Origin of the sequence: Pseudomonas tohonis (genome assembly GCF_012767755.2) — a bacterium.
GTDB lineage: Bacteria > Pseudomonadota > Gammaproteobacteria > Pseudomonadales > Pseudomonadaceae > Metapseudomonas > Metapseudomonas tohonis.
Genome location: NZ_AP023189.1, coordinates 3,086,056 through 3,112,472, shown reverse-complemented (window position 1 = coordinate 3,112,472; position 26,417 = coordinate 3,086,056). Strand labels below are relative to the sequence as shown.

The window sequence follows — 26,417 nt, the reverse complement described above, 5'->3', positions numbered from 1 at the left end:
CGTCCTGCCCCCCGGGCTACGAACCCGTGGGAGCGAATTCATTCGCGATGCTCTTCACGGTTGAGACCGCTCCCACATTCCCCACGACACGCCGAGCCGGGACGGGCTCGCGGAAAACCCGCCAAAGGGCCGGCGGGCAGGCTGGAGAAAGCCTGCTATGACTGGTTCCACACAAGAACAACAAAAGGAAGGCAGACCTTGAACGACCATCACGACGTGCTGATCATCGGCGCCGGACTCTCGGGCATCGGCATGGGCTGCCACCTGGTGCGCGAAGCGCCGCAGATGGACTTCGCCATCATCGAGCGGCGCCAGGCCGTGGGCGGTACCTGGGACCTGTTCCGCTACCCCGGCATCCGCTCGGATGCCGACATGTTCAGCTTCGGCTTCGCCTTCCGCCCCTGGGACCGACTCAAGACCCTGGCCGACGGCGACACCATCCGCCAGTACATCGAAGACACCGCCCGCGAGCATGGCGTCGACCGCAAGATCCGTTTCGGCCTGGCCTGCACCGAGGCCTCCTGGTCCAGCCACGAGAGGGTGTGGACCGTGAAGGCCCGTGACGAGGCCAGCGGCGTGCAGCGGGTGTTCACCGGTCGTTTCCTGGTCTCCTGCGTCGGCTACTACGACTATGACCGCGGCTACCAGCCGGACTTCCCCGGCATGCAGCGCTTCCAGGGCCGCCTGATCCACCCGCAGCACTGGCCCGAAGACCTCGACTACGACGGCAAGCGCGTGGTGGTCATCGGCAGCGGCGCCACCGCCGTGACCCTGGTGCCGGCCATGGCCGGGCGCGCCGGGCACGTCACCATGCTGCAGCGCTCGCCCAGCTACATCATCAGCGTGCCCGGCAAGGACATGGTCTCGGCCGCGTTGCGCCGCGTGCTGCCCGAGCGCTGGGTCTACGCCATGGCCCGCAAGCGCAACATCTGGTTGCAGCGGGTCATCTACAAGGCCGCGCGGCGCTGGCCGGAGAAGGTCCGCGCCTGGTTGCTGGGCAGCGTCAGGAAGCAGCTCGGCGGCAAGGTCGACATGCGCCACTTCACGCCCAGCTACATGCCCTGGGACGAACGCCTCTGCGCGGTGCCCGACGGCGATCTGTTCGCCGCCCTGCGCGAGGGCCGCGCCTCGGTGGTCACCGACCGCATCGCCACCTTCACCGAACGGGGCATCGCCCTCGAATCCGGCGCCGAGCTGCCGGCGGACATCATCGTCAGCGCCACCGGCCTGCAGCTGCGCGCGCTCGGCGGCATCGACCTGCTGGTGGACGGCCAGCGCCGAAGCCTGGCCGACCGCCTCACCTACAAGGGCGTGCTGGCCCAGGGCATCCCCAACATGGGCTCGGTGTTCGGGTACACCAACGCGCCCTGGACGCTGAAGGCCGATATCGCCTCCAGCTACCTGTGCCGGCTGTTCAACCACATGCGCAAGCACGACCTGGAGGTGTGCACGCCGCGCGCACCGGAGGGCGAGATGGAGGAAGGCAGCGTCATGGGCGCCCTGCAGTCGGGCTACGTGCAGCGCGGTTCCGACCTGCTGCCGCGCCAGGGCCGCCACCTGCCCTGGCGCGTGCTCAACCACTACGAGCGCGACCGCGAGATGCTCCTGCGCCAGCCCATCGCCGACCCTGCGCTGGAGTTCGAGCCCGCCCGCGGGCAGGTCGGGGCGCCACTGGCCACCAGCGCCGGCTAGCCGACCAATCGGCGGAAATGCGAACCGGTCAGCCGCACCGACCCCGGCGGCGGCCGCTAGAATGTCGCCCTCTCCCCCTCAAGGAACCGTCGACATGGAGCGTTACCGCCGCCTCGCCTCCTTCGCACCCCACCTCGTGCTGCTCGCCTGTGCCGGCCTCGCCAACCCGGCCCAGGCCCGTGACCCGCAACCCTGCTCCGCCCCCTTGGTCAAGGCCCTGGCCAAGCAACTGGGGCAAAGCGGCTGGACGACGCCCGACAGCGACGGCGAAGGCCCGCTGGTGGCCGCCGCCTGCAAGCCCTGGCCGGACGACAAGGCCCAGTCGGTGGTCGCCCTCGCCTATGTGCGGCCGGGCGATGAAGGCGTCGCCCAGGGTGAACGCAGCCTGGCCCTGCTGGTGGCCAAGGTGGACGGCAGGAGCGGCGCGCTGCTGGAGCGCTACGACTCGACCCTGGACGAGGACGCGGCCACCGAAGTGAGCGGCGGCAGCCTGTGGCTGGACACCGCCCGCTACCACCTGGCGCCGGGCGTGCGCGCCTTCGGCCTGGTGTTCGACAGCACCGCCCGCGGCGCCAGTTGCCCGGATGGCGGCTCGGACGAGGAGCTGACCCTGTTCGCCCCGGATGGCAAGGCCCTGCGGCCGGTGCTCAAGGCCTACCTCAGCGAATGGACCACGATCAAGGGCACCCTCTGCGTCAACGACCCGGACTTCATGACCGAGAGCGCCAAGGTCACCCTCGACCTCGCCAGGACGAGCAGCAACGGCTTCGCCGACCTGGTCCTGGCCGCCAAGGTGACCGGCGACTCGGCCGCCGGGGAGAAATACCTGCGCACCGTGCGCAAGACCCTCAAGTACGACGGCAAGCAGTACCCGCACGAAACCTTCCCGCGTTTCTGGGAACAGCCCGGCACCCCCGCGCAATGAACCCGCCCATCGCCCGCGCGACCGGCGAGGAGCACGCGGGTGATGGTTCTTGGCAGTTCTGCCTGTGGCGTCAAGCACGGGCTTTTCGCTAAGTTCGGCCGGGCCCGCGCGCGGCCCAGGCCGCGCCATCACCTGCCGAGGAACGTCGCCATGTCCGTAGCCGAAATGCTGCAGCAACGCATCTCCGTCCGCGCCTACACCGATGAGCCCGTCGACGCCGCCACCGTGCGCGCACTGCTCGACACCGCGCGCTGGTCACCCTCGGGGGGCAACCTGCAACCCTGGAAGGTGATCGCCGTGAGTGGCGCCGCCAAGGCCGAGGTCGAGCGCATCGCCCTGGAAACCCTGATGAAGAACCCCGCCGGCGAGGCCGGCGACCATCCCATCTACCCCGAGGGGCTGGCCGAGCCCTACCGCACCCGCCGCCATGCCATCGGCGAAGCGCTCTATGCCAGGCTCGGCATCCCCCGTGAGGACAAGGCCGCCCGCCTGCGCGCCATGTCGCGCAACTTCCAGTTCTTCGGTGCGCCGGTCGGGCTGTTCTTCGTCATCGACCGTTCCATGGGCCATGGCCAATGGGCGCACCTGGGCATGTTCATGCAGTCGTTGGCGCTGGTGGCCGAGGAGCGCGGCCTGGCCACCTGCATGCAGGAAGCCTGGGGCATGGTGCGCCAGAGCCTGCACGCCCACTTCGGGCTGCCCGGGCACGAGCTGCTCTACTGCGCCATGGCGCTCGGCCACGCCGACCGCACCGCACCGATCAACCAGTTGCGCTCCGAACGCGCCCCGGTGGAGGAATTCGCCGTGTTCAAGGGTTTCGACTGAGGGCCAGCGCCCCGGGGCGAGCCGCCGCGCCTTGGCTACACTGCTGACGCCGCCCCAGCTGCATGCCGCCGTTGGGCGCGGCCGGGCCCCCCAAGCGTCGCAGGAGAGTCGTCGTCGATGAACCCCACCCCCTTCCCCGCGACGCGGCTCCGCCACCTGATCCTGCTGCTGGTCCTGCTGGCCTGCATCGCCACGCTGGCCAACGGCCTGTACGCGGCCTACCGGGTGCAGAAGACCTCGCTGTTGGACGGCGCGCTGAAGAACAACCACGCCTACGCCCAGAAGCTGGCCAGCAGCATCGGCGCCCAGTTGCAGGCGGCCCAGCAACAGCTGGCGTACAGCGCGGCACTGCTGGGCAAGCACTTCGATGACCCGCAGCTGCTCGCCGAGGAAGCGCGCCGGCTCGACCTGCAGGATGCCGGCTTCAACGCCATCGCCGTGGTCGCCGCCGATGGCCGCGTGCTGGCCGCCGTGCCCGAGGCGCCGCAGCCCGATGGAAGCGGCCGTTCCCCCGGCCTCGAGGAGGCGCTGAGCGCACGCCGCGCGCTGATCAGCGCCCCCTTCAACGCCGCCAGCGGGCGGCTGGTGGTATTCGTCTCGCAGCCGGTGCGCGATGCCGACGGCCAGTACCTGGGCCTGGTCGGCGGCTCGATCTACATGCGCAAGGACAACCTGCTGCACGGCCTGATCGGCCTGCACTTCCACCAGGACGCCTACGTCTACCTGATCGACGCCAACCGCCGGCTGCTCTATCACCCGGACCCCGCGCGCATCGGCCAGCAGGTCGGTGCCAGCGCCGTCGACGACGCCGTGCTGGCCGGGCGCAGCGGCGCCCTGGCCTATGTGAATTCCAAGGGCGTGGAGATGCTCGCCGGCTATGCCGGCATCCCGGGAACCGGCTGGGGCGTGGTTTCGCAGCAGCCGCGCGAGGCCACCCTGGTGGCGCTGGAGGGGTTGGTGCATCACGTGCTGGTCGCCGCAATGCCCCTGGCGCTATTGGGCTTCGCGGTGCTCTGGTGGACGACACGGCTGATCGCCGACCCGCTGCGCCAGCTGGCCGCCGGCGCCCGTCAGATGGGCGAGCCGGGCAGCTCGGAACGCCTGGCCACGGTGCGCGCCTGGTACTTCGAGGCCGCGCACATCAAGCAGGCACTGATCACCGGCATCGCCCTGATGCAGGAGAAGCTCGGCCGCCTCAACCACGAGGCGCAGACCGACCCGCTGACGGGCCTTTTGAACCGCCGCGCGATGGACGAAGCCCTGGTGGCCATCCGGGGCGGCGAGCGCGACCTCGCGGTGGTGGCGCTGGACATCGATCACTTCAAGAAGGTCAACGACCGCTTCGGCCACGATGCCGGCGACCGCACGCTCAAGGTGGTCGCCACGGTGATGCAGGCCTGCTCGCGGGACCGCGACCTGGCCTGCCGCGTGGGCGGCGAGGAGTTCCTCCTGTTGCTGCCCGGCACCACGCTGGCGGAAGCCTCGGAGGTCGCCGAACGCCTGCGCCACTCGGTGGAGGAGGCGCGTACCGAAGGCGTCGGCCAGGTGACCATTTCCCTCGGCGTAGCCGAGTGGACGCCCGGCGGGCGGAGCCTGGAAGCCACCTTCAAGCAGGCCGACGAAATGATGTACCGGGCCAAGCGCCAGGGCCGCAACCAGGTGGTGGTGGAGCCCGCCACGCACTGACCCCTGCGACCATCGCGCGATTGCCAGGAACCCCCTGGCAATGAGATATTTTCAAATGTGAAACATTCTCATATCGAACACCCCGCCCCCTCCCCGCGCCTGCTGCTGGTCGAAGACGATCCCCGGCTGCGCGAAGACCTGGACCTGCACTTCCGCCAGCGCGGCTTCGCCGTCACCGCCTGCGCCACCGGCACCCTGGGCCTGGCCGCTGCCGAACGCGCGCCCTTCGACCTGGTGCTGCTGGACATCATGCTGCCCGGCCTCGACGGCCTGCAGCTGCTCGAGGCCCTGCGCCAGCGGCAGGACACCCCGGTGATGCTGATGTCCGCGCTGGGGGCCGAGCAGGACCGCATCACCGGGTTTACCCGGGGAGCCGACGACTACCTGCCCAAGCCCTTCAGCCTCGCCGAGCTGGACGCCCGGACCGATGCCCTGCTGCGCCGCGTGCGCCTCGATCGACGCCAGGCGGCGCAACACCCCGGTCCATCGCTGTACCTCGACGAGCAGGCCCAGGACGTGACCCACTCAGGCCGCTCGGCCGGGCTCACGCCGTCGGAATACCGCCTGCTGGCCACCCTGCAGGCGCACCCCGGCGAGGCGCTGAGCAAGCCCTTCCTCTACCGATGCGTGCTGCACCGCGCCTACACGCGGCTGGACCGCGGGCTCGACGTGCACGTCTGCAACCTGCGCCGCAAACTGGCCGACATCGGCATCCACCATCTGCAGATCCAGGCCGTGCGCGGCCAGGGCTACCTGCTGGTCGAAACGGAACGCGCCTGATGCGCCGCCATCCCCTGCTGTGGAAGCTGGCGCTTCTGCAGGTCGGCTTCTGCCTGCTGCTCACCTGGCTCATCTACACCTGGGGCCTGTCGGTGGAGCGCAGCACCTACTTCCTCGCCCCGGCCGACCGCGACTACCTGGCGCAATACGCGCAACAGGCCGAACAGGCCTGGGAGAGCGGAGGCGCCGCGGGCGTGGCACGCTTGCGCCAGGCACTGAGCCGCCGCGAAGACACCTGGGTGGCCGTGCTCGGCCCGCGCCTGGAAAGCCTCGATGGCACGCCGCTGAGCGCAGAGGAATCCGCCCACCTGACCTTCATGCGCAAGCTCGACTGGCCCATGAGCCGGCGCCTGCAGGCCGAGCTGCCCTTCGTCAGCATCGAGTTCCCCAAGCACCCGGAGAACGGCCGCCTGGTGCTGCAACTGCCCGAACGCCTGCTGCCCGGCGGCCTCACGCCCTGGACCCACCTCGTCACCCACGGCGTGGTGCCGACGCTGCTGGCGGCCCTGCTCGGCCTGCTGATCTACCGCCATCTCGTCGTGCCGCTGAACCGCCTGCGTGCCCGTGCCGATGCCCTGCGCGCCGACGAACTCGACAGCGCGCCCCTGGGCACGCCGCTGGCCGACCGCCGCGACGAACTGGGCGAGCTGGCCGAAGCCCTGGAGCACATGGCCGACCGCCTGCGCCTGAGCCTGGGCCAGCAGCGCCTGCTGCTGCGCACCCTGTCCCACGAGATGCGTACCCCGCTGGCCCGGCTGCGTATCGCCCACGACAGCGAGCTGCCGCCGGAGCAACTGCGCCAGCGGCTGGATCGCGAGATCACCGACATGCAGCGCCTGCTGGAAGACACCCTCGACCTCGCCTGGATGGACACCGAACGCCCGCAATTGCCCACCGAGCCGGTGCAGGTGCTGTCGGTATGGGAAGCCCTGCGCGAGGACGCCTGCTTCGAAAGCGGCTGGGACGCCGCGCGGCTGCCCTGCAGCCTGGACGCCGACTGCCGCGTGCAGGTCCACCTCGACAGCCTGGCCCAGGCCCTGGAAAACCTCCTGCGCAACGCCATCCGCCACTCCCAGGAAGGGGGCACGGTGCGCCTCGACGGCGAGCGCGACGGCGAGGCCTGGCACCTGCGCCTGCGCGACCAGGGCCCAGGCGTCGCCGAGGCGGACCTGGAACGCATCTTCCTGCCCTACCAGCGCCTGGACGGCGGCACCGGCGAGGGCTTCGGCCTGGGCCTGGCCATCGCCCGCCGCGCCATCGAACTGCAAGGCGGCCGGCTCTGGGCCAGCAACGCCCACCCGGGCCTGTGCCTGCACCTGCGCCTGCCGGCGGCCTGATGTCCCCTCATGCAACCAACTGTAGGTCGGGTGAAACCCGACACCCCCCCCCGCACCCAACACCGAGCCCCATTTGTGGGAGCGAATTCATTCGCGATTCTCTTTCGCGGTTGAAACCGCTCCCACATCCGGCACCCCGGCACGGCCCCACTCGCGGGTTTCACCCGCCCTACTTCCGCAGCCCGCACATGCAGCCCGCTGTAGGTCGGGTGAAACCCGACAAACCCCGCGCCCCACACCGCGCCCCACCTGTGGGAGCGAATTCATTTGCGATGCCGTTTCGCGGTTGAAACCGCTCCCACAAGCAGCTCCCAGCCGGCCAGTTTCTTCCGCCCAACAACGCACCGTAGGAGCGAGCTCTGCTCGCGAAAGGGCCCGCAAAGGCCATCACGAAGTGTTTAGAAAGTTAATGCGCTTTACTCTCAAATAACAATTAATATCATTCGTGATCTTCGCGCTCACTCGGCATTACCGGAGATCGTCCATGTCGCCTCGCCCGTCTTCCACCGCCATCCCCTTCCTGCTGTTGTCCAGCTGCCTGCTGTCGTTCGCCGTGCACGCGGCCAGCGCCGAAACCGGAAGCTCCGGCCTCGTGCTGGACGCCCAGAACGTCATCGCCACCGCCGAGGAAGAGACCAAGCAGGCACCGGGCGTGTCGGTGATCACCGCCGAGGACATCAGGAAGCGCCCGCCGGCCAACGACCTGTCGCAGATCATCCGCACCATGCCAGGCGTGAACCTCACCGGTAACTCCACCAGCGGCCAGCGCGGCAACAACCGCCAGATCGACATCCGCGGCATGGGCCCGGAGAACACCCTGATCCTGGTGGATGGGCGGCCGGTGAGCAGCCGCAACGCCGTGCGCTACGGCTGGCGCGGCGAGCGTGACAGCCGGGGCGACACCAACTGGGTGCCGGCCGACCAGGTCGAGCGCATCGAGGTCATCCGTGGCCCGGCGGCCGCGCGCTACGGCAATGGCGCGGCGGGTGGCGTGGTCAACATCATCACCCGCCAGGCCGGCGCCACGACCCACGGCAACGCCACCGTCTACACCTCCTTCCCCACCCACAAGGACGAAGGCGCCAGCCAGCGCCTGAGCTTCGGCCTCAACGGCCCGCTGACCGACAGCCTCAGCTACCGCGTCTACGGCAACGTCGCCAAGACCGAGTCGGACGACTGGGACATCAACGCCGGCCACGAATCCACCCGCACCGGCAACCAGGCCGGCACCCTGCCCGCCGGCCGCGAAGGCGTGCGCAACAAGGACGTCAACGGCCTGCTCAGCTGGCGCTTCACCCCGGAGCAGACCCTGGAACTGGAAACCGGCTTCAGCCGCCAGGGCAACCTCTACACCGGCGACACCCAGAACACCAACAGCAACGCCACCGTGAAGAAGATGCTCGGCCACGAGACCAACCGCACCTTCCGCGAGACCTACGCCCTGACCCACCGTGGCGACTGGGACTTCGGCAGTTCGCTCGCCTACCTGCAGTACGAGAAGACCCGCAACAACCGCATCAACGAAGGCCTGGCCGGCGGCACCGAAGGCATCTTCGCCAACAGCGGCTACTACACCGCCGTACTGCGCGACCTCACCGCCCACGGCGAGCTCAACCTGCCGCTGGATGCCGGCCTGCCGCAAACCCTCACCCTGGGCAGCGAATGGACCCGCCAGCAGCTGGACGACCCGAGCTCCAACACCCAGACCACCACCGAAGGCGGCGCCATCGGCGGCCTCACCAGCAGCGGCCGCGACACCACCTCCGAGGCACGGATCTTCTCGCTGTTCGCCGAAGACAACATCGAGCTGGCGCCCGGCACCATGCTCACCCCGGGCCTGCGCTTCGACCACCACGACATCGTCGGCAACAACTGGAGCCCGTCGCTCAACCTGTCCCACGCGCTGACCGACACCCTGACCCTGAAGGCCGGCATCGCCCGCGCCTACAAGGCACCGAACCTGTACCAGCTCAACCCCGACTACCTGCTCTACAGCCGTGGCCAGGGCTGCTCCGGGCAGAGCACCAGCTGCTACCTGCGCGGCAACGAGAACCTCGACGCCGAGACCAGCGTCAACAAGGAACTGGGCATCGAGTACAAGAAAGACGGCCTGGTCGCCGGCCTGACCTGGTTCCGCAACGACTACCGGAACAAGATCGAGTCCGGCATGGCCGCCATCGGCAACGCCACCGGCGGCCAGGTGGTCGGCGGCGTGAACTACGCCAACGCCCGCATCTTCCAGTGGGAGAACGTGCCCAAGGCCCTGGTGGAAGGCCTCGAGGGCAACCTCACCCTGCCGCTCACCGAGCAGCTGACCTGGACCAACAACCTGACCTGGATGCTGCGATCGAAGAACAAGGAAACCGGCGACGTCCTCTCGGTGACCCCGGCCTACACCCTCAACTCCATGCTCGACTGGCAGGCCCGCGACGACCTGTCCTTCCAGGCCAGCGTCGCCTGGTACGGCAAGCAGAAGCCGAAGAAATACGGCTACCAGGGCAACCGCGTCACCGGCAACGCCAACAACCAGCTCTCGCCCTACGCGTTGCTGGGTTTGAGCGGCACCTATGACCTGAGCGAAAACCTCAGCTTCACCGTCGGCGTCGACAACCTGCTGGACAAGCGCCTGTACCGCGAGGGCAACGCCCAGGGCGTGAACAACATCGATGGTGCCGGCGCGGCGACCTACAACGAGCCCGGCCGCACCCTCTACACCAGCATGACCGCCTCGTTCTGACCGTCGAGACCACCTGATGAGACTGCCCCGCTTCACCGCCGCCCTGGCCCTCGCCCTGGCTGCGGCACTCCCCGGCGTCGCGCCCCAGGCGCGACCCGACCCCAACGCCCTGATGGACACGCGCCTGCTGCAGCGCCAGGACCTGCCCTACGCCTTCAGCAGCCTGAAGCTCGATTCCGCCGACGGCCAGCGCCACTACCAGCTGTGGATCGCCAGGCCCAGGAGCCCGGCCCCGGCCGGCGGCTACCCGGTGGTGTGGATGCTCGACGGCAACGCCGCCCTCGGCGTGCTCGACGAATCCCTGCTGAACGACCTCGCCAAGGGCGACGCACCGCTACTGGTCGCCATCGGCTACCAGACCCCGCAACGCATCGAGCGCAACGCCCGCACCCTGGACTACACGCCCCGACAGCCCGGCAAGCCCGGCCAGCGCGACCCGCTCACCGGCCAGCCCAGCGGCGGTGCCGACGCCTTCCTCGACCTGCTGCAGCAGAAGATGCGCCCGGCCGTGGCGGCGCAAGCGCCCTTCGACGCCAGCCGGCAGACGCTGTGGGGCCATTCCTACGGCGGCCTGCTGGTGCTCCATGCGCTGTTCACCCGGCCGCAGCAGTTCAGCCAGTTCGCCGCCGCCAGCCCGTCGCTCTGGTGGGGCGATGGCGTCATCCTCACCGAACGCCCGGGGCTGGAGCAGCGCATCGCCGGCCACCCCACGCGCCTGCTGCTGATGCGCGGCAGCGAGGAGCCGGCCAACCCGCGCGGCACCGCCGAGCCCTACCCGGAACGTGCCGCCACGAAGCTGGTCGAGGACCTCGCCCAGGTCCCCGGCCTCGACGCCCGCTTCCAGTCCTTCGCAGGCCTGGGCCACGGCGAGGCGCTGGGCGCATCCCTGCGCTACCTGCTGCGCGAGCGGCTCACCCAAACCGCACCGTAGGTTGGCGCTGAGCCTGCGAAGCCCAACGATGCCCGGTGTGGGCCTCGCGGCCAGCTGACTCAGAGATACCGGAGCGGGTCGCCGCTGAGCAGCGGGTAGATCCGCTCTTCTTCCAGCGCGCCATCCTCGCCGTGGATCTTCACCGACGATTGCAGGTGCCCGACCTGGGCGGCGGCCATGCAGATGACGTCCGCCTTGCTGGCCGAGCTGAACAGGTTCTCCAGGCTGCCGAACCGGCGGCACGCCCACTCCTGGTGGTCCTTGACGATGAGAAAGTGCTCCATGGCGATGCCCTCAGCAGGTCGCGCGCCCAAGGCGCGGTTCGCCTGCCGGGGCACTGGACGCCCGGGCAGCGATGAAGGGAGGAACGACAGCGGTGGTCGGCAGCCCCCGGGCTAACCAGCGGGCGCCCTGCCCCGGCTGGCGGCTGTCGGCACCGGCACGCACGTCCTGCACCAGCTGGTCGATCAGGCTGCCGACCTGGGCCCGCGACAACACGGCATCGCAATCGATGACCCGGTGAAAGTCAGGCTGGGCCGCGCCGACGATGGTCAGCGACAGGCGACCGTCCGGGCGGGTGGTGAGGGTCACTTCCCGGTCGGGAAAGGCTTCGATGATCTCTCTAACACAGACATTCATGGGCATCCTCCTGCTCGTAGGTCTTGTGGTGGAGGGAGGAGCACGCAACATGCCAGCTCCGCACAACCGGATAAGTCCTTGTAGAACAAGGGGTTGAACCCCATCGCGGAGGCAGGGCGAATTGCAAACTGCAAGATCGCCCACGCGCCACGCGGCATTTTGCACTGGCCAGCCAGCCGCCGATGAAGATCCGCCGGCGCAGCGCGGGCATCCAGCCCGGGCGGCGCAGAGACCAGGTCGTGCAGCTGGCTTGCGCGAGAGCGCATCACGCGCAAGCGCACCGGCTGATTACCCCCCCCAGCCGCTGGGGAGCGCTCTACGACGGGCACGCAAACTGCTGGCGCTGAAATTGTTATGTTGTAACATTGCAATTCCAATCCACAGGAAAGGCTCCGATGTCCGCTCGATTCCTCCGCCTCCACACGCCCATCGCCACCGCATTGCTGATGGCGCAGCACGCCTTCGCCGCGCAGCCCATCGTCCTCGACCAGCAGGTGATCACCGCCAATCCGCTGAAAAGCGAAACCCTCGCCTCGCCCACCAGCGTGGTGGAAGGCGACGAGCTGAGCCTGCGCAGCGCGGCGCAGCTGGGGGAAACCCTCAACGGCCTGCCCGGCGTCTCCTCCACCTACTTCGGCCCGGCCGCCAGCCGCCCGGTGATCCGTGGCTTCGATGGCGACCGCATCCGCATCCTGCGCAATGGCGTCGGCGCGCTGGATGCGTCCTCGCTCTCCTACGACCACGCCGTGCCCTATGACGCGGCCAACGCCGAGCGCATCGAGGTGGTGCGCGGCCCGGCGGCGCTGCTGTATGGCGGCAGCGCGGTGGGCGGCGTGGTCAACACCTTCGACAACCGCATCCCCACCGAGCCGGTGGACGGCCTGCACGGCGGTGGCGAGCTGCGCTACGGCGGCGCCGACACCACTCGCAGCGCCGCCGGCAAGCTGGAGGCCGGCGACGGCAACTTCGCCCTGCACCTGGACGCCAGCTCGCGGCAGTTCAACGACACGCGCATCCCCGGCCATGCCCGCTCCCGCGACCAGCGCGCCGTGGACGGCGGCGACGCCAGGCACCGGGTCAACAACAGCGACGGCCGCCAGGACGGCGGCGCCGTGGGGGGTGCCTACCACTGGGACCATGGCTACGTCGGCCTCTCCTACGGCGAGTACGACAGCAACTACGGCTCGCCCGCCGAAGACGACGTGCGCATCGACATGGAACAGCGCCATTCCGCCCTGGCCTCGGAAATCCGCGACCTGGAAGGCCCCTTCAGCTCGCTGAAGCTGGACGTCGGCCATACCACCTACGAGCACCGCGAGATCGAGGACGGCGAGGTCGGCACCACCTTCAAGAACGAAGGCTACGAAGCCCGCCTCGAAGCCCGCCACGCCCCAATCGGCCCGCTGCAGGGCGTGGTCGGCGTGCAGGTGGCCAAGAGCCGCTTCCAGGCCCTGGGCGAGGAAGCCTTCGTGCCGCAGACCGACACCGACAGCGGCGCCCTCTTCGCCCTGGAAAGCTGGCAGGCCACCGAGCGCCTCGAACTCAGCCTCGGCGGCCGCCTCGAACACACCCGCCTGCGCCCGGACGCCGGCGGCAACGAGCGCTTCGAAGGCGCCGACGACAGCCACAGTTTCACCGCCGGCAGCCTGTCGCTCGGCTCCATCTACCGCCTCACCGACATCTGGTCCCTGGCCGGCACCCTGGGCTACACCGAGCGCGCGCCGACCTTCTACGAGCTCTACGCCAACGGCCCCCACGCCGCCACCGGCACCTATGAGGTGGGTGACGCGGATGCCGAGAAGGAGAAGTCCTGGTCCACCGACCTGGCCCTGCGCTTCGACGACGGCACCCACAAGGGCAGCGTCGGCGTGTTCTACAGCCGCTTCTCCAACTACATCGGCCTGCTGGGCAGCGGCCGCTACCTGGACGAAGACGGCCAGGAAGTCGCCCCGAGCGATCCCGATGCGCTGCCGGAGTACCTCTACAGCGGCGTGAAGGCCGACTTCTGGGGCGTCGAGGCGCAGGACCACTGGCGCCTGGCGCAGACCGCCTACGGCGACTTCGCCCTGCAGAGCTCCGCCGACTACACCCGGGCGAAGAACAAGGAGACCGGCGAGCCGCTGCCGCGCATCTCGCCCCTGCGCCTGAACAGCGCCCTGCTGTGGAACTACCAGAGCTGGCAGGCCAGCGTCGGCGTCGAGCACGCCAGCGCCCAGCGCCGGGTCCCCGCCGAGGAGCGCGGCACCGACGGCTACACCACCCTCAATGCCAGCCTCGGCTACCGCTTCGACCTAGCGCAAAGCGAGTGGCTGGTGTTCCTCAAGGGCGACAACCTCAACGACCAGACCGTGCGCTACGCCAGCTCGATCCTGCGGGACCAGGTGCCGGCGGCCGGCCGCAGCGTCGAGGCCGGGGTCCGGGTCGCGTTCTGACCCGAGGGCGACGGGGCTGTTGCGGCTCCGTCATCCCTTCACTGCGTCACGCGCCCGGGTGGGTCATCACCGGCGCGTGGCGCGCCATCAGCTCGGCGACCCAGTCGATGAACACCCGCAGCTTGGCGCTGATGTGCCGGTTCGGCGGGAACGCCAGGTAGATCGGCATCGGGTCCAGCGTCCAGTCCTCCATCAGCGGCACCAGCGCACCACTCGCCCGACTGGGCCGGGCCATGTACTCCGGCAGCCAGAGCACGCCCAGCCCGGCCAGGCCGGCGGCGAGGTAGGCATTGCCGTCGTCCACCGCCAGCACGTAGCGCCCGTTCACGCGGATCTCCTCGTCCCCCTTGCGCATGGCGTAGGGCACCGGCTTGCCTGTGCGTGCCCAGAGGAAGCCGACGATGCGGTGGGGCGAATCCTCCAGCTCGCGCGGGTGGGTCGGCGTACCCAGGCGCTGCAGGTACTCCGGCGCCGCGTAGACGCCCAGGCGCAGGTCACCGACCCGCCGCGCCACCAGCGACTGGTCGCTCAGCTCGCCGCCGCGCACCACACAATCGACGTTCTCGCCGATCACATCGACGATGCGGTCGCTGACGCCCATGTCGATCTGGATGTCCGGGTGGCGTGCATGGAACTCGGGCAGCGCCGGCACCAGGATCATGCTCGCCAGCGGGCTCGGCACATCCACCCGCAGGCGACCACGGGGCGAGGCGGAGGCGCTGGAGAGGCTGGTCTCGGCGTCGTCCAGGTCGGCCAGCAGGCGCACCACCCGCTCGTAGTAGGCGGCGCCGTCGGCGGTGAGGGCGACGCGTCGCGTGGTGCGGTTGAGCAGCTTCACGCGCAGGCGCGCTTCCAGCTGCTGCACCAGCTGGGTGACGCTGGTCTTGCTCATGTGCAGGGTGTCGGCGGCACGGGTGAAGCTGCCCGCCTCCACCACCCGGGCGAAGGCCTGCATCGCATCGAAACGGTCCATGGACGCTCCAGATTTCCGGCGGATTGTTTGGGATCTGCAAACAGTGATGGACAAGCTTGCGCGTTTATCGCCCCTGCGCAAGGGCCTAGAGTCGCCTCCATCGTTGATCCCGGGTCGCATCGACCCACCACCGGAGTACCCCCATGACCCAACGCGACGTCGTTTTCCCGCCCGGCCGCCAGGCGCTCTACGAGCGCAACCGCTACTCGCCGGCGATCCGCTCCAATGGCTTCCTGTTCGTCTCAGGGCAAGTGGGCAGCCACCCCGACGGCTCGCCGGAGCCGGACCTCAAGGCCCAGGTGCGCCAGGCCTTCACCAACCTCAATGCGATTCTCGGCGAGGCCGGCTGCAGCTTCGACGACGTGGTCGACGTCACCGTGTTCATGGTCGACCCGCAGGCGAAATTCGAAGCCATCTGGCAGGTGGTGCCGGAGTTCTGGGGCGCGGCGCCCCACCCGACGCTGACCGCCGTCGGCGTCACCTGGCTCTACGGCTTCGACTTCGAGATCAAGGTGATCGCCCGGTTGCCGAGCTGATCGGAAGCGGCCTCAGGCCTGCCCGGAACCCCTGGGGCTGTGGGCGGCCGACGGCGCCGCGTCCTCGGTCGCGACGGCCTTGGGCGCCGCCGGCTTGAGCCGCGACACCCCGAACAGCACCAGGGCCAGCCCGGCCAGCTGGTAGGCCGAGATGGCCTCGTCCAGCAGCACCCAGGACGCCAGGATGGTCAGTACCGGGCCCAGGTTGCCGACGGCTGCGGTGTTCGTCGTGCCCATGCGCTGGATCGCCAGCGCCATCCAGTAGACCGGCAGCACGGTGGAGAGCAGCGCCATCAGCGCCGCATACCCCCACACCGCGACCGGCAGCATGCCCAGTTGGCCGATATCGGCCGTGGCGCCGTAGTGCGCCAGCACCATCAGCGCCGACGCGCTGCCGGCGAGCCCGGCCAGGCGCATGGAGCCCAGGCGCTTCACCATCACCCCGGTGCCCAGGTAGTAGAGCGCGTAGGTCACGGCGCTGGCGAAGACCCAGGCCGCGCCGACCATCACCTGCGCGCCCATGTCGGTGCTGCCGATGTCGTGCATCAGCGCCACCCCCAGCCCCAGGTAGCACAGCCCCATGGCCAGCAGGGTGCGGCGGCTCGGCCGCTCGCGGAAGGCCAGCGCCTGGAAGACCAGCACCAGGGTCGGGTAGGTGAACAGGATCAGCCGCTCCAGCCCGGCGCTGATGGACTCCAGCCCATAGAAGTCGAAGAGGCTGGAGAGGTAGTAGCCGAACATCCCCAGCAGCACCACGCGCGCCCAGTCCTGCATCGACAGCGCCACGCTCCCCGGGCTGCGGCTCAGCCACAGCAACCAGGCGAACAGCGGCAGCGCCAGCCCCATGCGCATCGCCAGGACGGTGAGCGCGTCGACCGGAGCGGCTGCATAGGCGAGCTTGACGAAGATCGCCTTGAGGCTGAAACCGGCGGCCGAAAGCACCGCGAACAGGCTGCCGTTGCGGGCGCCACGTTGGTAGAGGGAGAGCAAGGCGTTCATCAGGCATCCGGTCCAGGGGTTGGCGATCCTTATTCTGAAGCGAAGGCAGCAGCGCTAGAATCGCTTTTTCCTGAACAGACCCTTCTCCAAAGGAGAACACCCTTGCACTTCGACCTCACCGACCTGCGCCTGCTCACCGCCATCGCCGCCACCGGCAGCCTGAGCAAGGCCGCCGCCACCTTCCCGGTCGCGGTCTCGGCGGCGAGCACGCGGCTGCGCCAGTTCGAGGAGCGCTGCGCTCTGGCCCTGTTCGTGCGCAAGGCCGACGGCATGGTGCCGACACCGGCGGGACGCCTGGTACTGGAGTCCTGCCACGGGGTGCTGCACGAGGCGCAGAAACTCAGGGACACCCTGCAGGAGCTGGCCGGGCAGCGCCGCATCACCCTGCGCCTGGCGGCGAGCACCGTGGCCAACAGCACCTTCCTCCCCGCCACGCTCGGGCCCTTCCTCGCCGACTACCCGGAAGTGGACCTGCAGCTCACCGAGCTGAACAGCCGCGACGTGCTGCGCGGTGTGCAGGCGGGCGAGTTCGATCTCGGCGTCTACGACGGCAACCTGCCCACCGGCGGGCTGGTCTCGATGCCCTTTCGCGATGACCGGCTGGTGCTGCTGGTGCCCCGGGACCACCCCCTGGCCGAGCGCCGCCAGGCGCACATGCGCGAGGCACTGGGCTTTCCCTTCGTCTGCCTGCCGCCGGAGCGCGCCATGCAGCGCTTCATCGAGGAGATGGCGGTGAACTACGCCTTGCCGCTGAAGGTACGGGTGCGCGCGCCGAGCTTCGACGCCATCGCCCAGCTGGTGGCCCAGCACGCCGGCATCGCCATGCTTCCGGAAGCGGCGGCCACGCGCCTGGCGCAGGAGATGCCGGTGGCCATCGTCGGCCTGGAGAACACCTGGGCGACGCGGGAACTGCGGCTGTGCATCAAGGGGTGGGATGCGCTGTCCTCCCATGCGCGGCAGTTGCTGACCCACCTGTCCGCCCCCTGACAGCGGGCTCGCGCAGCAGGCGACCTACAGGAAGCGCCCGACGCGGTTGCGCCCGGCTTTCTTCGCCTCGTACAGCGCCTCGTCGGCACGCTGCAGCAGGGTCTCCGGCGCATCGTCCTGCCCGGGAGTCATGGCGGCGACGCCGATGCTCACGGTGACGCGGCCGAAGGTCGAGAGCTCGTGCGGCAGGTCCAGCGTCTCGATGGCCTGCACCAGCCGCTGGGCGATGCCCTGGGCTCCGCTCGCATCGGTCAGCGGCACCAGGAAGACGAACTCCTCGCCGCCGTAGCGGGCCACCAGGTCGCTGGAGCGGCCGACGGTGCTCGCCAGCACCTGGGCGATGCGCTGCAGGCAGGCGTCACCGGCCGGGTGGCCGTAGTGGTCGTTGTAGCGCTTGAACCAGTCGACATCGAGGATCGCCAGCGCCAGCGGCTCGCCCGTGCGCCGGGCTCGCTGCCATTCCTGCTGCAGCACCTCGTCGAAGTGGCGGCGGTTGGCGATGCCGGTCAGCGCGTCGGTCAGGCTCAGGGTTTCCAGCCGGCTGTTGAGCTCCTGCAACTCGTCGGTGCGCTGGGCAACGCGCAGCTCCAGCTCGTGCTCGGAGGCCTGCAGCGTCTCCACCAGCTTGCGCTGGGCCTGCAACAGCGCTTCCTGCGCCCGCACCTTCTCGCGACGCATGACGGCGAAGCGGTCGGCCAGGGCGAAGGCCAGCACGATCATCTCCATCGCCGAGCCCAGCTGGATGCCATCCACCGTGAACATCGTGGTGGGCACCACGCCCATGGCGCGCAGCGTGGTCATGGCGCCACCGAGCATCAGCAATGCGAAGGCCGCGAGGAAGAACCAGGCGCTGCGCTGACGCCTGACCGCCCCCGCCAGCGCCACGCCCAGCACCACCACCGCGGTGGTCAGGTTGAAGTAGACCGCCAGGCGCGAGAACAGCGGCAGCGCGAAGGCATAGAACAGCGGCGTGACCAGGTACAGGGCAACCATCGCCAGCAGCAGGCGGTCGACCCTCGGCATCACCTGGTCGGTGCGCAGCATGCGCCGGGTGAACAGCAGCATCGCGCCGAGGGCCAGGGAGACGCCGGAGTAATAGGCGACGTTGGAATTCAGCGGCAGGCCGGCGATGGACCAATCCGGCGCCAGGCCGTTCTTGATCGCCAGGGTGAAGGCGGTGGAGGCCACGAAGGCCACGTACAGCAGGTAGACACGATCACGCAGGGCGACGAACAACATCAGGTTGAACAGCACCATCGCGGTGGCGATGCCGAAGTACCAGACCTTGCTCACATAGTCGTCGCGCTCGTAGGCGTGGAACGCCTCCACCGGCCACAGCTGCAGCGGCACCAGCAGCCCCACGCTCGACTCCACGCGCAGGTACAGCACCTGCTCCGAATGCGCGCCCAGGTGCAGGGGGAAGACGAAATTGCGGTTGGGGTAGGCCTTGCTCGAGGGCGCGACGTCGCAGCCGGTGGCGGTCACCTGGTAGATGCCCTGCGCATCCGGGATATGCGCCTCGACATGGGAGATGCGCGGGTTCTCCACCACCAGCATGCGCCGCAGCGGGGTGTCGCCCGGGTTGCGCAACACCAGGCGCAGCCAGTAGGCGGAGCGGGTGAAACCCAGCGCCAGGGCGTTGCCGGGCGGCAGGTCGCCCTGGAAGCGCGCCGCCCGTTCGGGCGCCTGCACGTCCGCCAGGGTCAGGGAACGGTCCGGGTCCTCCAGCAGCGAGACGAAGGGCGTCAGCGACAGGGCCGCCTGGTCCACGGCGGCGGCATCGACCACCCGCCCGGCCGCCCCGGCCGGGAACGACAACAGGAGCAGGGCCAGCAGGAGCGCGAAAAACGGCTGTCGACGTCGATGGGTGGCGTGCATGCGGCGGGGTACCAGCAGGGCCCAGGGGAGCCAGGGAGGCATCCGGATCGAACCCGACCGACGCGCCCTGACGGTGCCGAAGTCTACAAGACATCCCCCTGGCGCCGACAGATACGCAAGGGTGTGGAGCCTGAGCCGCCCACACCATCGGCAGTTGCGCCGGCATGGCGCCACTTAATCCTCAATCGAATTAGCAGAACGGCATTTATTCCATCAGGGGATATCAATAGCGCTGAACGATATTGGTATATACCAGAGCCCCTCCCTTTAAATCCGCCCCCATGAGCCCACTGGGCAATGCGGAGCAAGATGGATGATCGCTGTACGGGTAATGCTGGAATATTTTCATCCCTGGCCGAATTCGGCCGGCTTCTACGTGGCGCGGGAACGCGGCTGGTACCGCGACGCCGGGCTGGATGTGCAGCTGCAGGTGCCGGACCCCTTCCGGGGCGACACGCTCGAACACGTGCTGCAGGGTGCGGCCGACCTTGGCGTATTCCCCAGCAACCGCCTGCTGGTCCGGCGCAGCCTCGGCCAGCCCCTGTTGGGCGTGGCCGCCATCAACCATTGCGGGCTGGAGTCCATCCAGACCCTGACCGGCCTCGGCATCCAGCGGCCCCGCGACCTGGCCGGCAAGCGCCTGGCGCTCAACCCCACCCCGCGCGGCCTGGCCATGGTGCGCCACCTGGTGGCCGCCGACGGTGGCGATCCGGATGCCGTGATCATCGTCGACAGCAAGGTGCGCGAGCTGCGCCCGGAACAACTGGCCGCCGGTGTCGCCGACGCCAGCTTCGGTGGCTACTGGGCCTGGGAAGCGCTGATGGACAGCCCCATCCCGGCCGAACGCCGCGTGGTCTGGCCGGTGGACGAGATCGGCGCGCCGCGCTACCACAGCTACCTGCTGGGCGGTCGCGAGGACTGGCTCGACAACCACGCCGAAGCCGCACGCGCCTTCCTCGCCGCCACCGAGCGCGGCTTCCGCGCCGTGGCGGCCGACCCGCAAAGCGCCCTGCCCGCCTACGAGGCGGCCATCCCCTACTTCCCCACCGAGCTGCTCAGCCAGTCGCTGCAGCGCATCGCCACCACCTGGTTGCACGAGCAGCGCTGGGGCCAGCAGCGTGAAGAACTGCTCGCACCCTATGCGCACTGGCTGCACGCGCACGGCGTGCTCGCCGACGCGGACGCCTGGCGCCACGCCACCTGCAACCACTACCTGGCGGAGCCGCAGCCATGAGCGAGCCCGCACGCATCGCCCACGGCATGGGCTCGCAGCCGGTGGAAGCCGACTGGCCCGCCCTGCGACAAGGGGACGTCGAGCAGGTGCTGCAGCGCTTCCCGCAGCTGGGCGCCTTGGTGCAGCTCGGCTGGCACAGCCCGCGCCCCTTCTCCGCCGCCGCCCAGGTGCAGACGGAGCGGGGCGAGCTGTTCGTCAAGCGTCATCACCACAGCGTGCGCCAGCCGGCCTGGCTGGAAGAGGAACACCGCTTCATCCGCCACCTGGCGAGCCGGGGCGCCCCGGTTGTCAACCCGCTGACCGACGCGCACGGCAACAGCGCGCTGGCCCTCGGCGACTGGACCTACGAGGTACTGCCCCGCGCCGCCGGGGACGATCTCTACCGCGACGCGCTGTCCTGGACGCCCTTCCTCGACCTGCACCACGCCTACTCGGCCGGCGCCACCCTCGCCCGCCTGCACCGCGCCGCCGAAGGCTTCACCGCGAGCGCCCGCCAGGCTCCGGTGCTGGTGTCCAACCTGCGCATCTTCAGACAGCACGACCCGCTGCAGGCCATCGAGCGGGCCCTGCCCCGGCAGCCCGCCCTGGCCCGCTACCTGGCCGGGCAGGACTGGCGCCGGACCCTGGCGGAACTGCACCTGCCGTGGCACCGCGAGCTGCTGCCGCTGCTTGCCGGCCAACCAGCGCTCTGGACCCACAACGACTGGCATGCCTCCAACCTGCTGTGGCGCGCGGAAGGTGGCTCGGCCGAGGTCGAGAGCGTCCTCGACTTCGGCCTCAGCGACCTCACCTTCGCCCTGTTCGACCTCGCCACCGCGCTGGAACGCAATTGCGTTCCCTGGCTGGAACTGGATGATGGCGGCCGCGCCCCGGCCGACCTCGACGCCGTCGATGCGCTGCTGGCCGGCTATACGAGCCAGCGGCCGCTCGACCGCAACGACCTGTTCACCCTCAAGGCACTGCTGCCGCTGGTGCACGCCGACTTCGCCCTCGCCGAGGTGGATTACTTCGAAGGCATCGTCGGCTCCCGGGCCAGCGCGGATATCGCCTACCACGCCTTCCTGGTCGGCCATGCCCGCTGGTTCGGCGACAACGAGGGCGCCCGCCTGCTCGCCCACCTCGACCGGCTCGCCCGCACACGCAACTAGGAAACCGCCATGCCCACGCACCACGCCGCCATCCTCATCGCCCCGCAGGCCCTGCACCAGGCCCTGGCCGAACCCGGCCTGCTGCTGCTCGATGCCAGCGTCGAACTGGCCGCCGCCGCATTCGACGGCGACTACCGGGTGGCCAGCGGCGAGGCGGCCTGGCGCCAGGAGCACATCCCCGGTGCCCGCCACGCGGACCTGCTGCACGCGCTGGCCGATGGTGCTGCGGGCTTCAGCTTCGCCCTGCCGAGCCCGGCCGCGCTGCAACAACCCCTGGCGCGCCTGGGCGTCGGCGGCGCACGGCGCATCGTCATCTACGACCGCCACGACGGTTTCTGGGCCGCGCGCCTGTGGTGGATGCTGCGCAGCCTCGGCATCGCCGCTGCCGTGCTCGATGGCGGCCTCAAGGCCTGGCGCCAGGCCGGCCTGCCCCTGGCACAGGGCGAGGAGCCCGGTGGCGGCGGGCCGTTGCCGCAACTGGCCCCCCAGGCGGGTTTCTGGGCCGATCGCCAGGACGTGCTCGCCGTGGTCGAGGGCAATGCGCCCGGCACGCTGGTCTGCGCGCTGTCCGCCGCGCTCTTCGACGGCAGCGCCGTGACCCGCTACGCCCGGCGCGGCCATATCCCCGGCAGCCTCAGCCACCCGGCCCGCGGCCTGTTCGACGAAGGCGGCCGCTACCTCCCCGCCCCGCAGCTGGCCCGGGCCCTGGGCGCGCTGCTGGAGGGTGAGCAGCCCCTGATCCTCTATTGCGGGGGCGGCATATCCGCCGCCGCCACGGCCCTCGCCCTGACCCTCCTGGGCCGGCGGCGGGTCTCGATCTACGACGGCTCGCTGCAGGAATGGGCGGCCGATCCAGCCTTGCCAATGTCCACCGGAGCAGCTCCGGCCTGAGGTCCTTACCCCTTCTTCCGTCTTTCAGCAGTAGGCACGCCAGCGCCGCGAGCCGGGCGACACCTTGCCCGCCCCCGCTGCCTGCCGGCGTCCATCGAGGAGTTCGTCCATGGTCCCATCCCTGTTCCTGCAGCACCGCCACGGTTTCGCGCTGGCGCTCCTGGCCCTGTCACTGAGCCCGTCACTGGCCTGGGCGCAAGGCGCCGTCACCCTGGACACCGTCACCGTGCACGGCGACGAGGACGACGGCTACCAGGCCCGAAGCGCCTCGGTGGGCGGCTTCGACGAGGCCCCGCTGCTGGATACCCCCGCCTCCGTTTCGGTGTTCACCGAGGAGCTGATCAAGGATCGCCAGGCCAAGCTGCTCAGCGAGGTGCTGCGCAACGACGCCTCGGTCGGCGACAGCTACGCGCCCATCGGCTACTACGAGAACTTCGTGATCCGCGGCTTCTCCCTCAACGCCGCCAGCAGCTACAAGATCAACGGCCGCACCATCACCGGCGAGCAGAACGTCGCCCTGGAGAACAAGCAGCGGGTCGAAGTGCTCAAGGGCCTCTCCGGCCTGCAGAGCGGCGTCTCCGAACCCGGCGGGCTGGTCAATTACGTCACCAAGCGCCCGGAGGCCGTGCGTTCGGTGACCCTGGCCACCAACGAGGAAGGCGAGCGCTACATTGCCACCGACATCGGCGCCTGGCTCGACGACGAGCAGCGCTTCGGCCTGCGCGCCAACGTCGCCCACGAGGACATCCGCTCCTACGTCGACAACTCCGACGGCACGCGCGACTTCCTCTCCCTGGCCAGCGACTGGAACATCAGCGACGCCGCGCTGCTGCAGCTGGACGCCGAGTACCAGACCCGCGAGCAGCGCTCGGTGCCCGGCTACCAGCTGCTGGGCGGCAGCGTGGTGCCCAGCGGCATCGACCCGAGCGACCGTCTCGGCGACCAGAGCTGGTCCAAGCCCGTGAAGATCGACTCGCTCAACCTCAACGGCCGCTTCGAATACCGCTTCGACGACGACTGGACCGGCAGCCTCAGCGCCGCCCGCAGCCGCGTGGTGATCGACGACTACAGCGCCTTCGCCTGGGGCTGCTACGGCTCGGCCAGCTGCGCCGGCTCCGCCGTGCCGAACTTCTTCAGCCCGGAAGGCGACTACGACATCTACGACTTCCGCAACCCGGGCGACACGCGCCGCAACGACGAGCTGCAAGCCGCCCTCGCCGGCCGCTTCGACAGCGGCCCGCTCAGCCACGAGCTGACCATCGGCAGCAGCGCCTTCCGTCGCCTGCTGGACCGGCGCAAATCCACCAACGAATGGGTGGGCACCGCCAACATCCACCAGCCCACGCCCGACTTCCCGCCCACCGACGTGCCCCTCGGCCACACCTATCGCCGCCTGGACAGCCGCCAGTACGGCCTGTTCGCCAGCGACCGCGTGAGCTACGGCGAACACTGGCAGGCGGTGATCGGCGGGCGCCAGGTGCGCCTGGACGAAGAGGCCTTCGACAAGGACGGCAACACCACCCGCCACACCCGGCGCTCGGAGTTCCTGCCCAGCGTCGCGCTGATCTACAAGCCGCGCGCGGACATCTCCCTCTATGGCAGCTACAGCAAGGGCCTGTCCCTGGGCGGCGAAGCGGCCTGGTTCACCACCAACGCCGACGAGATCCTGGCGCCGACGGTCTCGCGCCAGCTGGAGCTGGGCATCAAGCGTGACTGGCAGCGCCTGAGCCTGAGCGCCGCGCTGTTCCAGATCACCAAGGCCTACCAGTACGCGCGGCCCAACGGCGACACCACCTTCACCTATGTGCAGCAGGGCGAGCAGAAGAACATCGGCCTGGAGCTTTCCGCCACCGGCCGGGTCACCGACCGCCTGCAGGTTTCGGCCAGCGCCGCAGCCATCCGCGCGCGGGTCACCGGCAGCGGCACCGCCGCCTACGAAGGCCACCAGGCGATCAACGTGCCCGAGCTGCGCGCCAGCCTGCATGCCGACTACGCCATCCCCGGCATCCAGGGCCTGGCCCTGCTCGGCGGCGTGCAGTACAGCGGCAGCAAGTACGCCAGCCAGGCCGGCAACGTGAAGGTGGACGACTACGCGGTATTCGACCTCGGCGGCCGCTACAGCCTGGATATCGACGGCTACGAGACGGTGCTGCGCCTGACCGTCGACAACCTCTTCGACGCCCGCTACTGGCGCGACGCCGGCGAGTACATGGGCGACGGCTACCTGTTCCAGGGCGCCCCGCGTACCGCGCGCCTCTCCGCCACCGTGAACTTCTGAGGAACCTGCCGTGCGCATCGCCACCCCGCTCGCCACCGCCCTGCTCGTCGCACTCCTGGCCGGCTGCCAGCAGCACCCACCCGCCAACGACCAGCTGGACGCGGTGCTCTGGACCCAGACCTCCATCGAGCACGACCTGCTGTTCCGCCAGGTCTACGCCAACGCCACCCGCCAGCTGGACAAGGCCCTGGCCGACCCCGGCTGGGACGCCCTGGCCGAAGCGCCTCGCGAGCTGGCCGGGCTGCCGCCGGCGGTGATCGTCGACATCGACGAGACCCTGCTCGACAACGTGCCGCTGAACGCCCGCACCATCCTCGAAGACCGCCCCTACGACTATCAGGAGTGGAACCAATGGGTGGAGCGCGCCGAGGCCAGGGCGCTACCGGGCTCGGTGGCCTTCCTGCAGGCGGCGGCGCAGCGCGGCATCACCCCCTACTACCTGACCAACCGCGAGCCCGGCCAGGAGCAGGCGACCCTGGTCAACCTGCGCCGCGCCGGCTTCCCCATCGACGACACCGCGCAGATCCTCACGGCGGGCACGGCCATCGGCGGCTGTGCGGACGCGGGCTCGGACAAGACCTGCCGACGCCACTGGGTCGGCAGCCGTGCCCGCGTGCTGATGCTGGTGGGCGACAGCTTCGGCGACTTCATCGCCGGCAAGGGCAGCCTGGCCGATCAGCAACGGGTGGCCGCGCCCTACCTCGGCTGGCTGGGCGAGCGCTTGTTCCTGTTGCCCAACCCCACCTACGGCCACTGGTACAGCGCCCCCTACCAGGGCCGCGAGGACCTGCCGGCCAGCGAGAAGCGCGCGCTCAAGCAGCGGGCGCTGCAACCGCAGTACCCCACCTACTGAGGGCCTCATCGATGTCATCACTGGAAATCGTCGCCGTCATCGTCAACATCCTCGGCGTCTGGCTCACCGCCCAGCGCATCCGCTGGTGCTGGCCGGTCAGCGTGGTCGCGGTGCTGCTCTACGCCTGGATCTTCTTCGGCGTGAAGCTCTACTCCGACATGCTCCTGCAACTGGTCTTCGCCGTGCTGCAAGGCTACGGCTGGTGGCGCTGGAGCAGCGGCCAGAGCGTCGGCGGCAAGGTCCGCGTCGAGCGCCTGCCCCTGCGCGAAGCCGTCCTCAGCCTCCTCGCCGGCCTGCTCGGAGCCGTGCTGCTGGGCAGCCTGATGCACCTTTTCACCGATGCCGCCGTGCCCTGGGTCGACGCCCTGCTCACCGCCTTCAGCCTGGTGGCCAGCTTCTGGGCGGCGCGCAAGTACCTGGCCAGTTGGGGGCTGTGGATCATCCTCGACGTCGCCTACGTCGGCCTCTTCCTCTACAAGGACCTGCAGCTCACCGCCGCGCTCTACGCCGGCTTCGTGGTGCTCGCCGGCTATGGCCTGCACGCCTGGCGCAAGGACCTGCGGCACCAGGAGCGGCCCCTGGCAGCGGCAGCCGAGGCAACGGCGTGAACGGCGCGCTGCTCAACCCGTCGCGCCCCTCGTTCGTGGCCGAGTCCC

The 26,417-nt window shown here is 69.7% G+C and carries 22 protein-coding genes; 17 read left to right on the top strand and 5 right to left on the bottom strand.

Annotation, left to right across the window (positions count from 1 at the left end):
• The first annotated feature begins 198 nt into the window (after window positions 1-198).
• The 8 genes from HSX14_RS14230 (at window position 199) to HSX14_RS14195 (ending at window position 10,913) form a co-directional block, all read left to right on the top strand.
• On the top strand, window positions 199-1,692 hold the full coding sequence (locus HSX14_RS14230; RefSeq protein ID WP_173175733.1) for a flavin-containing monooxygenase: 1,494 nt from the start codon (window positions 199-201) through the stop codon (window positions 1,690-1,692).
• A 94-nt stretch (window positions 1,693-1,786) separates the two neighbouring features.
• Window positions 1,787-2,617, top strand: coding sequence for a PA3715 family protein (locus tag HSX14_RS14225; protein ID WP_173175731.1), 831 nt, complete (start codon window positions 1,787-1,789; stop codon window positions 2,615-2,617).
• 150 nt (window positions 2,618-2,767) lie between these two features.
• Complete coding sequence (locus tag HSX14_RS14220; RefSeq protein ID WP_173175729.1) at window positions 2,768-3,442, top strand: nitroreductase; 675 nt, start codon at window positions 2,768-2,770, stop codon at window positions 3,440-3,442.
• 117 nt (window positions 3,443-3,559) lie between these two features.
• Window positions 3,560-5,128, top strand: a complete 1,569-nt coding sequence (locus HSX14_RS14215; RefSeq protein ID WP_173175727.1) for a sensor domain-containing diguanylate cyclase — start codon at window positions 3,560-3,562, stop codon at window positions 5,126-5,128.
• A gap of 57 nt (window positions 5,129-5,185) precedes the next feature.
• On the top strand, window positions 5,186-5,908 hold the full coding sequence (locus HSX14_RS14210) for a response regulator transcription factor (protein ID WP_173175719.1): 723 nt from the start codon (window positions 5,186-5,188) through the stop codon (window positions 5,906-5,908).
• Window positions 5,908-7,245: a HAMP domain-containing sensor histidine kinase gene (locus tag HSX14_RS14205; RefSeq protein WP_173175717.1), complete on the top strand. Its 1,338-nt coding sequence runs from the start codon at window positions 5,908-5,910 to the stop codon at window positions 7,243-7,245. The genes HSX14_RS14210 and HSX14_RS14205 overlap by 1 nt, the downstream gene beginning before the upstream one ends.
• A 484-nt stretch (window positions 7,246-7,729) precedes the next feature.
• A complete protein-coding gene (locus HSX14_RS14200; protein ID WP_173175715.1) occupies window positions 7,730-9,982 on the top strand; it encodes a TonB-dependent siderophore receptor in 2,253 nt (750 codons plus the stop codon).
• Between the two features lie 16 nt (window positions 9,983-9,998).
• Window positions 9,999-10,913: an alpha/beta hydrolase gene (locus tag HSX14_RS14195; RefSeq protein ID WP_173175713.1), complete on the top strand. Its 915-nt coding sequence runs from the start codon at window positions 9,999-10,001 to the stop codon at window positions 10,911-10,913.
• Between the two features lie 59 nt (window positions 10,914-10,972).
• Here the strand turns inward: HSX14_RS14195 and HSX14_RS14190 are convergent, their stop codons facing one another.
• Window positions 10,973-11,197, bottom strand: coding sequence for a hypothetical protein (locus HSX14_RS14190; RefSeq protein ID WP_173175711.1), 225 nt, complete (start codon window positions 11,195-11,197; stop codon window positions 10,973-10,975).
• Window positions 11,198-11,207: 10 nt separating this feature from the next.
• The gene (locus HSX14_RS14185; protein WP_173175709.1) at window positions 11,208-11,552 is read right to left on the bottom strand and encodes a hypothetical protein; all 345 of its coding nucleotides are present in this window, start codon (window positions 11,550-11,552) and stop codon (window positions 11,208-11,210) included.
• 395 nt (window positions 11,553-11,947) lie between these two features.
• Between HSX14_RS14185 and HSX14_RS14180 the strand changes: the two genes are divergently transcribed.
• Entirely contained in the window at window positions 11,948-13,984 is a 2,037-nt protein-coding gene (locus HSX14_RS14180) for a TonB-dependent receptor (protein ID WP_173175707.1), read from the top strand.
• A 46-nt stretch (window positions 13,985-14,030) separates the two neighbouring features.
• Here the strand turns inward: HSX14_RS14180 and HSX14_RS14175 are convergent, their stop codons facing one another.
• Window positions 14,031-14,957 (bottom strand): LysR family transcriptional regulator, encoded by a 927-nt coding sequence (locus HSX14_RS14175; RefSeq protein ID WP_173175705.1) that lies wholly within the window; start codon window positions 14,955-14,957, stop codon window positions 14,031-14,033.
• Between the two features lie 143 nt (window positions 14,958-15,100).
• Here HSX14_RS14175 and HSX14_RS14170 point away from each other — a divergent pair, with 143 nt between their 5' ends.
• Window positions 15,101-15,493, top strand: coding sequence for a RidA family protein (locus tag HSX14_RS14170; RefSeq protein WP_173175703.1), 393 nt, complete (start codon window positions 15,101-15,103; stop codon window positions 15,491-15,493).
• A gap of 12 nt (window positions 15,494-15,505) precedes the next feature.
• On the opposite strand, the gene HSX14_RS14165 is transcribed toward HSX14_RS14170, so the two are convergent.
• Window positions 15,506-16,492: a DMT family transporter gene (locus tag HSX14_RS14165; protein WP_173175701.1), complete on the bottom strand. Its 987-nt coding sequence runs from the start codon at window positions 16,490-16,492 to the stop codon at window positions 15,506-15,508.
• A gap of 102 nt (window positions 16,493-16,594) precedes the next feature.
• Between HSX14_RS14165 and HSX14_RS14160 the strand changes: the two genes are divergently transcribed.
• Window positions 16,595-17,479: a LysR family transcriptional regulator gene (locus HSX14_RS14160; RefSeq protein ID WP_173175699.1), complete on the top strand. Its 885-nt coding sequence runs from the start codon at window positions 16,595-16,597 to the stop codon at window positions 17,477-17,479.
• 24 nt (window positions 17,480-17,503) lie between these two features.
• Here the strand turns inward: HSX14_RS14160 and HSX14_RS14155 are convergent, their stop codons facing one another.
• A complete protein-coding gene (locus tag HSX14_RS14155; protein ID WP_228723592.1) occupies window positions 17,504-19,399 on the bottom strand; it encodes a diguanylate cyclase in 1,896 nt (631 codons plus the stop codon).
• Between the two features lie 271 nt (window positions 19,400-19,670).
• Here HSX14_RS14155 and HSX14_RS14150 point away from each other — a divergent pair, with 271 nt between their 5' ends.
• From HSX14_RS14150 to pnuC, 6 genes are all read left to right on the top strand, one after another.
• Window positions 19,671-20,591 (top strand): ABC transporter substrate-binding protein, encoded by a 921-nt coding sequence (locus HSX14_RS14150; RefSeq protein WP_173175697.1) that lies wholly within the window; start codon window positions 19,671-19,673, stop codon window positions 20,589-20,591.
• Window positions 20,588-21,739, top strand: coding sequence for a phosphotransferase enzyme family protein (locus HSX14_RS14145; protein ID WP_173175695.1), 1,152 nt, complete (start codon window positions 20,588-20,590; stop codon window positions 21,737-21,739). The genes HSX14_RS14150 and HSX14_RS14145 overlap by 4 nt, the downstream gene beginning before the upstream one ends.
• A 9-nt stretch (window positions 21,740-21,748) precedes the next feature.
• Window positions 21,749-22,630, top strand: a complete 882-nt coding sequence (locus HSX14_RS14140) for a sulfurtransferase (RefSeq protein ID WP_173175693.1) — start codon at window positions 21,749-21,751, stop codon at window positions 22,628-22,630.
• Window positions 22,631-22,739: 109 nt separating this feature from the next.
• Window positions 22,740-24,908, top strand: coding sequence for a TonB-dependent siderophore receptor (locus tag HSX14_RS14135; RefSeq protein ID WP_173175690.1), 2,169 nt, complete (start codon window positions 22,740-22,742; stop codon window positions 24,906-24,908).
• 10 nt (window positions 24,909-24,918) lie between these two features.
• A complete protein-coding gene (locus tag HSX14_RS14130; protein ID WP_173175688.1) occupies window positions 24,919-25,761 on the top strand; it encodes a 5'-nucleotidase, lipoprotein e(P4) family in 843 nt (280 codons plus the stop codon).
• An 11-nt stretch (window positions 25,762-25,772) separates the two neighbouring features.
• Window positions 25,773-26,369, top strand: a complete 597-nt coding sequence (gene pnuC, locus HSX14_RS14125) for a nicotinamide riboside transporter PnuC (protein WP_173175686.1) — start codon at window positions 25,773-25,775, stop codon at window positions 26,367-26,369.
• Window positions 26,370-26,417: the final 48 nt, after the last annotated feature.

Bases quoted from the DNA above. Each gene is read 5' to 3' on its own strand.
- HSX14_RS14150 (WP_173175697.1), top strand. From the start codon at position 19,671: ATGATCGCTGTACGGGTAATGCTGGAATATTTTCATCCCTGGCCGAAT.
- HSX14_RS14195 (WP_173175713.1), top strand. From the start codon at position 9,999: ATGAGACTGCCCCGCTTCACCGCCGCCCTGGCCCTCGCCCTGGCTGCG.
- HSX14_RS14175 (WP_173175705.1), bottom strand. From the start codon at position 14,957: ATGGACCGTTTCGATGCGATGCAGGCCTTCGCCCGGGTGGTGGAGGCG.
- HSX14_RS14155 (WP_228723592.1), bottom strand. From the start codon at position 19,399: ATGCCTCCCTGGCTCCCCTGGGCCCTGCTGGTACCCCGCCGCATGCAC.
- HSX14_RS14180 (WP_173175707.1), top strand. From the start codon at position 11,948: ATGTCCGCTCGATTCCTCCGCCTCCACACGCCCATCGCCACCGCATTG.
- HSX14_RS14215 (WP_173175727.1), top strand. From the start codon at position 3,560: ATGAACCCCACCCCCTTCCCCGCGACGCGGCTCCGCCACCTGATCCTG.
- HSX14_RS14140 (WP_173175693.1), top strand. From the start codon at position 21,749: ATGCCCACGCACCACGCCGCCATCCTCATCGCCCCGCAGGCCCTGCAC.
- HSX14_RS14225 (WP_173175731.1), top strand. From the start codon at position 1,787: ATGGAGCGTTACCGCCGCCTCGCCTCCTTCGCACCCCACCTCGTGCTG.
- pnuC (WP_173175686.1), top strand. From the start codon at position 25,773: ATGTCATCACTGGAAATCGTCGCCGTCATCGTCAACATCCTCGGCGTC.
- HSX14_RS14135 (WP_173175690.1), top strand. From the start codon at position 22,740: ATGGTCCCATCCCTGTTCCTGCAGCACCGCCACGGTTTCGCGCTGGCG.
- HSX14_RS14200 (WP_173175715.1), top strand. From the start codon at position 7,730: ATGTCGCCTCGCCCGTCTTCCACCGCCATCCCCTTCCTGCTGTTGTCC.
- HSX14_RS14170 (WP_173175703.1), top strand. From the start codon at position 15,101: ATGACCCAACGCGACGTCGTTTTCCCGCCCGGCCGCCAGGCGCTCTAC.
- HSX14_RS14185 (WP_173175709.1), bottom strand. From the start codon at position 11,552: ATGAATGTCTGTGTTAGAGAGATCATCGAAGCCTTTCCCGACCGGGAA.
- HSX14_RS14165 (WP_173175701.1), bottom strand. From the start codon at position 16,492: ATGAACGCCTTGCTCTCCCTCTACCAACGTGGCGCCCGCAACGGCAGC.
- HSX14_RS14145 (WP_173175695.1), top strand. From the start codon at position 20,588: ATGAGCGAGCCCGCACGCATCGCCCACGGCATGGGCTCGCAGCCGGTG.
- HSX14_RS14220 (WP_173175729.1), top strand. From the start codon at position 2,768: ATGTCCGTAGCCGAAATGCTGCAGCAACGCATCTCCGTCCGCGCCTAC.
- HSX14_RS14205 (WP_173175717.1), top strand. From the start codon at position 5,908: ATGCGCCGCCATCCCCTGCTGTGGAAGCTGGCGCTTCTGCAGGTCGGC.
- HSX14_RS14190 (WP_173175711.1), bottom strand. From the start codon at position 11,197: ATGGAGCACTTTCTCATCGTCAAGGACCACCAGGAGTGGGCGTGCCGC.